This window comes from Bradyrhizobium liaoningense (assembly GCF_018130785.1).
Taxonomy (GTDB): Bacteria; Pseudomonadota; Alphaproteobacteria; order Rhizobiales; family Xanthobacteraceae; genus Bradyrhizobium; species Bradyrhizobium liaoningense_A.
In genome coordinates, this window is record NZ_JAFCJT010000051.1 from 1 (window position 1) to 7,863 (window position 7,863).

Genomic DNA, 7,863 nt, shown 5'->3' on the forward strand with positions numbered 1-7,863 from the left:
ACCTCGTCGCGATTCGCGCCAACACAACGGAATCACGCTTGCCAGTTCGTCTCAACTGACTTTTGCAACAAAATCGGCCAGGAGCGGTCATTCAGCCCGCTCTCGCGGATGGGCTAGCTCCGCTCGCGGGGACGCCGCGGCGACTGAGGATTGTTGGCGGGATTGGTATCGTACTTGGATATTCGCGTAATGAGCCCGCTAATGGCGAGCGGTTGCAAGTCCGCCTCGAGCGCGTCAGCAATCTCCTTGGCATAGACCTCCCGGTCGTCCACGTAGAGTGTAAAGGATTTCAAATACTTTTCCTTCTTCGCCGGATTCTCGATCGTCTCTTTCGTCCACTGGTAGAGCGGATATTTTTCGATACCGTGCTCTTCTGCTGCGGCGACATACTCCGCAAAGGCGTCGTACTGGCATTTCAGCGCAGCGCGATGCTCGACGAGGATATCGACCAGCGGCGCCAGTGCCGGATCACGGAGTTCTCGGCGCACCGATTCCGCCGTGGCAGAATCGCGCACATCGAACCTAACCTGATACTGCCACTGAGAAGTCACGCTATTTTCGCCTCCTGGTCGCACCCGATTTGCGCCTTTTCCAATCGCAAGGCGCTACCGCTCGCTCCGGCACGCGTTGTGTCAAGAGCTGGCCGTAATGTCAGGCCGACGTTGCGTTAGTAGCTCCTCTTTTTGGCAAGGCGCTCGTTGAACGAACGAAGATCGATGACAATTCGTTGATGAGTTCCGCTGCCGATCTCCTCTATGCCGTCGCTTGCCGACACCTTGAAGTCAACTCGTTTTCCCTCGACGTTGATTACCTCGGCCGTCGCGCACACGTCGTAGCCTACAGGCGTGGCGGCGAAGTGTTGTACATCTACTGCAGTGCCGACCGCGCTTTCACCTGCGTCCAAAAACGGTCTGATGGCATTGAGCGCGGCGTTTTCCATGATCAAAATCATCACGGGCGTCGCAAGCACTTGCGGCAATATCGCGTCCTTGAATCGGTCGGCAAGATGTTCTGGTTGCACCCGCACTGTCGATGTTCCTCTGGCTCCCAACGGAATCTGCCGCATTCGTTTGTCCTAGATCTCTATATAGACCGCGTAGACCGCTTCGCCCCAACGGCACCACAAAAGCCGACATCTGGCTAGGTCAGAGTTAGGCCAAGGGAAGACATTTCGAGGCGACCCATTGCCTGCTATAATTCTGGCTTCATACGGCACCGTAACCACGAGTAGTCCCGTAGGGGTTCTAAACCCTTTTAGGAGACAACAATGGGCGATTCGAATTCGGTGATTGTCCGCAAGGCCTACGAAGACTTTGCGGTAGGAAACATTCCTTCGGTATTCGCGGCTTTCGAAACGGGCATCACATGGCACGTTCCCGGTCATAGTCCGCTATCAGGCGACTATATCGGCCATGACCAGGTCGGAGGCTTCTTTCAACGCACGATGGAGCTTTCGGGAGGCGCATTCAGCATCGATGTGCACAATGTGCTAGCTGAAGACGATCTCGTTGTCGCCTTGGTAACCGTGAAGGCAGAACGAAACGGGCTGTCGGCTTCGTTTCCGGAGATCCACGTCTGGCGGATGAAGAACGGAAAGGCGACCGACTTCCGCGAGTATCAAGGCGATGAGCAGCGGGAGGATCGATTCTGGTCTTGAGACGCTGGCATCACCGCTCAGGCCGGATGTCCGTTCCGGGTCCAAAAGCGGCGGTCGATGCGAGCGCGGCTCCCCGTCTGGCTTGCCCCCAATAGCGACCAAGTTCGTGCGGCAGCGCAAGAGGTCGCGATGGGCCAACATCGGACTTCCCAAGAAGACATGACGCAAAGTGATTGCCAGCTGAAGCCGGGGCATCTCCGTTCCTCGGGCCAGAGATGCTACCTGTTGCTGACAGTATGCTGTCAGTAGCACAGCGATACAGTCCCCGAACTTATAGGGGGAGATAAAGCTGTGAAGTTTCCTTCAACACGCCTGATCTCCGCTGATGTCAAGCCTCTCGTCAACCTCTACGAGGTTTGGGCCAGCGTTGGCGCGACCCTCTCTGGCGGCAGCGTTATCGCGATCGCCGGGAGCTCGCACGCTGGACCGAGCCCGACCTGCACGATATCGGCGTCTCGCGGAGCGACATCGCGCACGAACTCGAAAAGCCGTTTTGGCGGGCCTAGCGACAGCAGCCGCGCCGGTACCGGGTGAAGGGGATTCGAGGTTTAGCCGCCCCCATAAGGTACTGCCTGCACGTTCCCGAACCTGTTGAAGTCGTTCTCCGGATTATACCCGGAGTCGCGCAGGTTCTTGATGTACATGTCGCGGTCGTTGGAATTACCTGGGCCCACAGCATATGGGCTCAGCCCCCTAACCCCCTCGCTCGGCGACGGCGCAGGCGACGCGCGGCCATGATGGATCCTCTGTGCGGCCAAAGCGCCAGAAGTAGAAATTGCGAGAATAGCAACGATGACAAAAATGCTTTTGGCCATAGATCAGCTCTTCGATAATCCACGCGACTGGCATGACCGGCACGCATCGGCCATGGTCGAGGGTTGATTGCCATACCGTACCAGGGCTCGCCCTGGCGCCCGTACCTGCGCCCTTCCGCCCAAGCAGGCGGCGCAAGCGCGGCAATCGCCAGTAGTCTGGTCTTTTCGTGGCTGGCGGTTTCTGATCACTATAGGATGGGGACGACCGCTCTGTCTGGCAACACGAGGTCCTTCAAACTAGCGCGAGGACCGGTGGAGCCTAAGCCCAATGCCTGCGCGGCGAACGGGTAGTCCGGTCTGGGTCTCAAAAGCGGCGGTCGATGCGAGCGCGGCTCCCCGTCTGGCTTGCCGCCGATAGCGGACGCCGGGACGGGGTCAACATGTTTCGAAGGGCGACTAACCGACGATCGCAACGCTCGTCCCTACTTCACCACAGATCCAATCCTTGAAGGCCGTGATTCCAGAATTGTTCTCGGCTCTTGGCCGATAGACGAGGTAGTAGGCAAGCTCGCAGTCCAATGCCTCACCGAAGGGACGTATCAAGCGCCCCGCCGCCAGATCCAGAGCCACCAACGTAGTGCGGCCCAAGGCGACACCACTGCCATTCATCGCGGCCTGATAGGCTGCTGCCGAATCGTTGATTTGCAGCCCCCGCTCGCAATGAATATCGGAACAACCTGCCGCTTGCAGCCATGTGCGCCAGGTCGGAAATGCGCCTTCAAACGCCATCGAGCGATCATGAATGAGGGTGTGATGCTTGAGATCCTCTGGGCTTCGCAGCGGATGAGGGCCTGTGAGCAGGACCGGGCTGCACACTGGAAAGAAAGCATCGCGTAACAAGAAAATTGATCTGAGGCCCGGCCAGCGACCAGCACCATAACGGATACCGACATCCATTCGCTCGGCGGCGAAGTCGACGAGACGGCCGCTAGTGTCGATAAGCAGGTCGTAAAGCGGATAATTGGCCGCAAAGCGCTCGACGCGAGGCAACAGCCACTTGTCGGCAAAGGCGGGCGGCACGGTGAGGCTGATGGTGATCTGGCCGCGCGATGCTTTCAGGCGCTCATAGGCGACCGTCAGATGATCGAACCCGGCTTGCAGCTCCGGCAGCGCGGCGCGGCCGGCCTCGGTCAACTCCAGTCGTGCGGGGCCTGCCTGCGAGCGATGAAAAAGCTCAACTCCGACGGCGGCTTCCAGACCGCGGACAAGGCTGCCAACCGCGGCCGGCGTCACCTTCAGCTCATCGGCGGCCGCGACATAGCTAAGATGGCGTGCCGCAGCCTCAAAGGCACGAAGTGCGTTTAAGTGATTGGGCGCTCTCATGAATTGCCGGGCAAGGTTTTCTATGTCGCCGGCACAGATCATCTCTGTTGTGACAAGGAAGGTCAACGATCATGGTGCTGCTCACGGATCGCGCGCTCCGGTTACGAACCCAACAAAAACCTTCGGACCAGGAGAAGATCATGAAACTGTCAAACAAAATCGCCCTCGTCACGGGCGGCACCTCGGGTATCGGCCTCGAAGCTGCGAAGCTGTTTCGCCAAGAAGGCGCCAACGTCATCATCGTCGGGCAAAATCAGGCCCGGCTGGAATCGGCAGCAAATCAGATCGGCGATGGCGTCACAGCACTACGTGCCGACGTGACCAAGTCTGGCGATGTCGGAAACGTCGTCAGTCAAATCCGTGAAAAGTTCGGCCGGATTGACGTCGTGTTCGCCAATGCGGGTATGGGCCTGGCGGCACTGCTCGAAGCCGTCACTGAAGAGCAGATCGACACTCAGTTCGACGTAAATTTCAAGGGTGTGTTCTTCACCGTTCAAAAGGCAGCACCACTCCTTGCCAAAGGTGGCAGCATTGTCGTGACGACGTCGTTCCTGAACGAGGTCGGGACACCCGGCCTGTCGATCCTGTCGGCTACGAAGGCAGCTCTGCGTTCGCTGGTCCGGTCATTGGGCGCCGAGCTTGCGCCGCGCGGCATTCGCGTAAACGCCGTTAGTCCCGGCCCAATCAGCACGCCATTTCACAGCAAGCTTGGACTTTCCAGCAAGCAACTCGATGACACTGCCTCGGCGATCGAAGAACAGGTCCCGCTTCATCGCTTCGGAGAGCCTGCGGAAATCGCCAGAGCGGCACTGTTCCTCGCCAGCGACGATTCAGCATTCACGACGGGATCGGAGCTGGTCGTCGACGGTGGCATGTCCCAGCTTTGATTTCACAAGAAAGCGGCGCCGAGCAATCGGTCGCCGCTTCTCGGCGAATATCTGCTACGGGTCAAAAGCAGCGATCAAGGGCAAGCGCGGGGTATGTCGGGTTTACCTCCATCAGCTCACACGCTGAGACCTGAAGCACGGTTCGGCTCGACGATCGCATTCGCGATGTCCGGCCGCTTGAGGGAACATACGAATACTGGTCGGGCGACATTGGGAAGACGGCGGTTGGCCTCCGTCAGAGATGCTATTGGTCTTGATCCAAGGGCCAGGCGGCGGTCGTCAGACACAGCATGGCGGAGCCGATCGCGATGCCAACTAAACGCTCTAGCCCAGGGGTAATATCTGTGATCGGAGCTGGTCCCTGAACAAGGGTGATGAGAAGCCCGAGCCCCGGCCGGGCCCCGAGGAGAAGGTACGCCCGGCCGGATTGCTGTGGCATTAGTTATCCGCGCCAGCGCGGGCGTGCCGAATGATCTGATGCTCCTCGCTGGTGAGCTGCACCGGCCCGATCTTGACGGTGAGCTTGTCAATCTTGCCGCTGAAACGGAAGGGCACCTGATAGTCCTTGTCGTCAACGGGGGTACGTGTATCGACACCCACGTCGAAGGTTTCGTCAATTGACATGATGAATGGAAGGGTGTGCGGGACTTTGTTGGTCGCAGTCTCCTTACCGTCCACGTTCAAAACACCCGTGCCACCCTTGCCGAAGCCGGGGCCATCGTATTTGAAGTCGAACACGATGGTGTGCTTGCCGGGTGTGAGCGCGTCCTTGCCTTCCCAGCGGAAGCGTTCGAGGTCGGCCAAGTTATAGACGAAAACCGGCTTGCCCTTGAGCAGATACAGGCCATAGCCACCGAAACGGCCACCGAGGGTGACGATCATCCCTTCGCTGCCGTCCTGTGGGCCCGCACGCCCAACAGTGGTGCCCACGCCTGGAATGTCGAGCTCTGCGGTGATCGTGTAGGACCTGTTCAGGATGCTGGGTGCATCGCTTGTGGGGATACCCGACAACTCACCCGAGTAGGTGAAAATGTTCCGACCGGCTGTCGCGCTTGGCCTTGGTGCGATGATGCGCGAGAGGATCGAGTTGTCCAGCGGAAACACATTGTACTTCGTCGCTTCCACGATGAACAGCTCTTGCAACTCGCGGAGCTTGTCCGGCATGTTCGCCGCGAGGTCGTTGTTCTCCGAGTAGTCCTCTGCAATGTTGTAGAGTTCCCACTTGTAGCCATTGACCACGTCCGCGGGCAGCTTGGCAGTGCCCATTAGCCATGGCGGTGCGGGTGGCGTTGTCGTGGCGATCCAGCCGTTGTGATAGATCGCGCGATTGGCAAACATCTCGAAATACTGCGTCGTGCGCGCGGATGGCACGTTGGTGCTCGACTTGTCAAAGGTGTAGGTCATGCCGACACCTTCAATCGGCTTTTGTGCGATGCCGTTGACCATCAGCGGCGCCGGAATTCCGGTAACTTCCAGGATGGTCGGCACGATGTCGATCATGTGGTGGAACTGGGTGCGGATGCCGCCCGCATCCTTGATGCGGTTCGGCCAACAGATCGCCATGCCCTGCCGGGTGCCACCGAAGTGCGACGCCACCTCCTTCGTCCACTTGAACGGCGTGTCGAAGGCCCATGACCAAGCCACCGCCATATGCGGATAGGTCGCGGCCGAGCCCCAAGCGTCATACGCCTTCAACTGTTCGGCGATCGGAAGATCCAATATGCCGTTGTAAGCGGTATACTGGTTCGGAGTCCCGCGCGTGGTGCCTTCCGGACTCGTGCCGTTGTCACCGCTGATGTAGATGATCAGCGTGTTGTCGAGCTTGCCTTCGTCCTGGACTTCCTGGATCACGCGCCCGATCTCGTGATCGGTGTAGGCGGCATAACCGGCGAACACTTCGGCTTGCCTCGCGAACAGTTTCTTCTCATCGGCCGTCAAGGCCTCCCACTTCTGCAGGTCGTCCGGCCAGGCTGTGAGCTGCGTGTTCTCGGGGATGACGCCAAGCCGCTTTTGATTGGCGAAAATCTGCTCACGAAGTTCGTTCCAGCCCATGTCGAACTTGCCCTTGAACTTGTCGATCCATTCCTTCGTGGGCTGATGCGGCGAATGGGTGCCGCCGGGCACGTAATAGAGGAAGAACGGCTGATCCGGTGCGGCGGCATTGAGCTGTCGCAGGTGGGCGATGGCGTCGTCCGCCATGTCCGTGGTCAGATTGTAGCCGGGGTTTCCGACCCAGGGGAAAACCTGGGTGGTGTTCCGGAACAGGTACGGCGTCCACTGGTCGGTCTCGCCGCCCATGAATCCGTAGAAGTAGTCGAAGCCCATGCCGATGGGCCATTGGTCGAACGGTCCCGCCACGCCGTACTGATAGCTCGGCGTATTGTGGTTCTTGCCGAACCAGGAGGTCGCGTATCCGTTCTGTTTCAGGATGGTCCCGATCGTGGCGCTCTCCGGTCCGATGATGCTGTCGTAACCCGGATAGCCGGTCGCTTGCTCTGAAATAGTGCCGAACCCGACCGCGTGATGATTGCGGCCGGTGATCAGCGCCGCCCGCGTCGGCGAGCAAAGTGCCGTGGAGTGAAACTGAGTGTAGCGTAGCCCCATCTGCGCAATGCGATCCATCGCAGGTGTCGGGATGACGCCGCCGAAGGTTCCTGAAACTCCATAGCCCTGGTCATCAGTCATGATCAGGAGCACGTTGGGCGCGCCCTGCGGCGGCACCACGCGGGCGGGCCAGTACGGTTTCGACTGACTGGCCTGCAGGTTGATGTCGCCGCCGAACTTTGGTGGCGGCGGCGGAAGATACTTTCCATCGATCGTCGTGGTGGCCCCGGGTGACCCCGGTGTGCCGGTGGTTTGCTGCGCGAGGCTGGTTGTTCCCAGCGCGCACAGCAAATAGCCGGCGGTGAGTGTGGTGCCGCAAAGCAACGAGTTGCGGCGGTTCGGTAAGCGGCTTTCTGATTTTGAGCTGTCACGGGTACGGGTCATTGGAAGCTCCCTCCTGGAGACGACAGAACCCTGTGCACGCCTACCCGGGACACGATGCCGCAACGCTTCTGTTGATTTAAATCAACCCTCCGCTCACGGATCCGAAACATCCGCTTCGGGTCGATTTTGTTGCAAAAGTCAGTTGAGACGAACTGGCAAGCGTGATTCCGTTGTGTTGGCGCGAATCGCGACG

The 7,863-nt window shown here is 59.2% G+C and carries 7 protein-coding genes; 3 read left to right on the forward strand and 4 right to left on the reverse strand.

Going from position 1 to position 7,863, the window contains the following annotated elements; genetic code table 11:
• Positions 1-113 precede the first annotated feature (113 nt).
• Positions 114-551 carry a hypothetical protein gene (locus tag JQ627_RS38665; RefSeq protein WP_212489564.1) on the reverse strand — a complete coding sequence of 146 codons (438 nt, stop codon included), beginning with the start codon at positions 549-551 and terminating at the stop codon, positions 114-116.
• Positions 552-667: 116 nt separating this feature from the next.
• Entirely contained in the window at positions 668-1,066 is a 399-nt protein-coding gene (locus tag JQ627_RS38670) for a thioesterase family protein (protein ID WP_212489565.1), read from the reverse strand.
• A 201-nt stretch (positions 1,067-1,267) separates the two neighbouring features.
• On the opposite strand from JQ627_RS38670, the gene JQ627_RS38675 reads away from it, so the two are divergent.
• Both JQ627_RS38675 and JQ627_RS38680 read left to right on the forward strand, forming a co-directional pair.
• The gene (locus tag JQ627_RS38675; protein WP_212489566.1) at positions 1,268-1,657 is read left to right on the forward strand and encodes a nuclear transport factor 2 family protein; all 390 of its coding nucleotides are present in this window, start codon (positions 1,268-1,270) and stop codon (positions 1,655-1,657) included.
• 356 nt (positions 1,658-2,013) lie between these two features.
• Positions 2,014-2,163 (forward strand): DUF1127 domain-containing protein, encoded by a 150-nt coding sequence (locus JQ627_RS38680; protein ID WP_212489567.1) that lies wholly within the window; start codon positions 2,014-2,016, stop codon positions 2,161-2,163.
• A 705-nt stretch (positions 2,164-2,868) separates the two neighbouring features.
• Here JQ627_RS38680 and gcvA read toward each other — a convergent pair.
• The gene (gcvA, locus tag JQ627_RS38685; RefSeq protein ID WP_249143746.1) at positions 2,869-3,861 is read right to left on the reverse strand and encodes a transcriptional regulator GcvA; all 993 of its coding nucleotides are present in this window, start codon (positions 3,859-3,861) and stop codon (positions 2,869-2,871) included.
• A gap of 5 nt (positions 3,862-3,866) precedes the next feature.
• Between gcvA and JQ627_RS38690 the strand changes: the two genes are divergently transcribed.
• Positions 3,867-4,682 (forward strand): SDR family oxidoreductase, encoded by an 816-nt coding sequence (locus JQ627_RS38690; protein WP_249143747.1) that lies wholly within the window; start codon positions 3,867-3,869, stop codon positions 4,680-4,682.
• Between the two features lie 438 nt (positions 4,683-5,120).
• Here JQ627_RS38690 and JQ627_RS38695 read toward each other — a convergent pair whose 3' ends face one another.
• Positions 5,121-7,670 (reverse strand): arylsulfatase, encoded by a 2,550-nt coding sequence (locus tag JQ627_RS38695; RefSeq protein ID WP_212489568.1) that lies wholly within the window; start codon positions 7,668-7,670, stop codon positions 5,121-5,123.
• Positions 7,671-7,863: the final 193 nt, after the last annotated feature.

Coding starts and splice junctions, on each gene's coding strand:
- JQ627_RS38675 (WP_212489566.1), top strand. CDS start 1,268: ATGGGCGATTCGAATTCGGTGATTGTCCGCAAGGCCTACGAAGACTTT.
- JQ627_RS38670 (WP_212489565.1), bottom strand. CDS start 1,066: ATGCGGCAGATTCCGTTGGGAGCCAGAGGAACATCGACAGTGCGGGTG.
- JQ627_RS38690 (WP_249143747.1), top strand. CDS start 3,867: ATGGTGCTGCTCACGGATCGCGCGCTCCGGTTACGAACCCAACAAAAA.
- JQ627_RS38695 (WP_212489568.1), bottom strand. CDS start 7,670: ATGACCCGTACCCGTGACAGCTCAAAATCAGAAAGCCGCTTACCGAAC.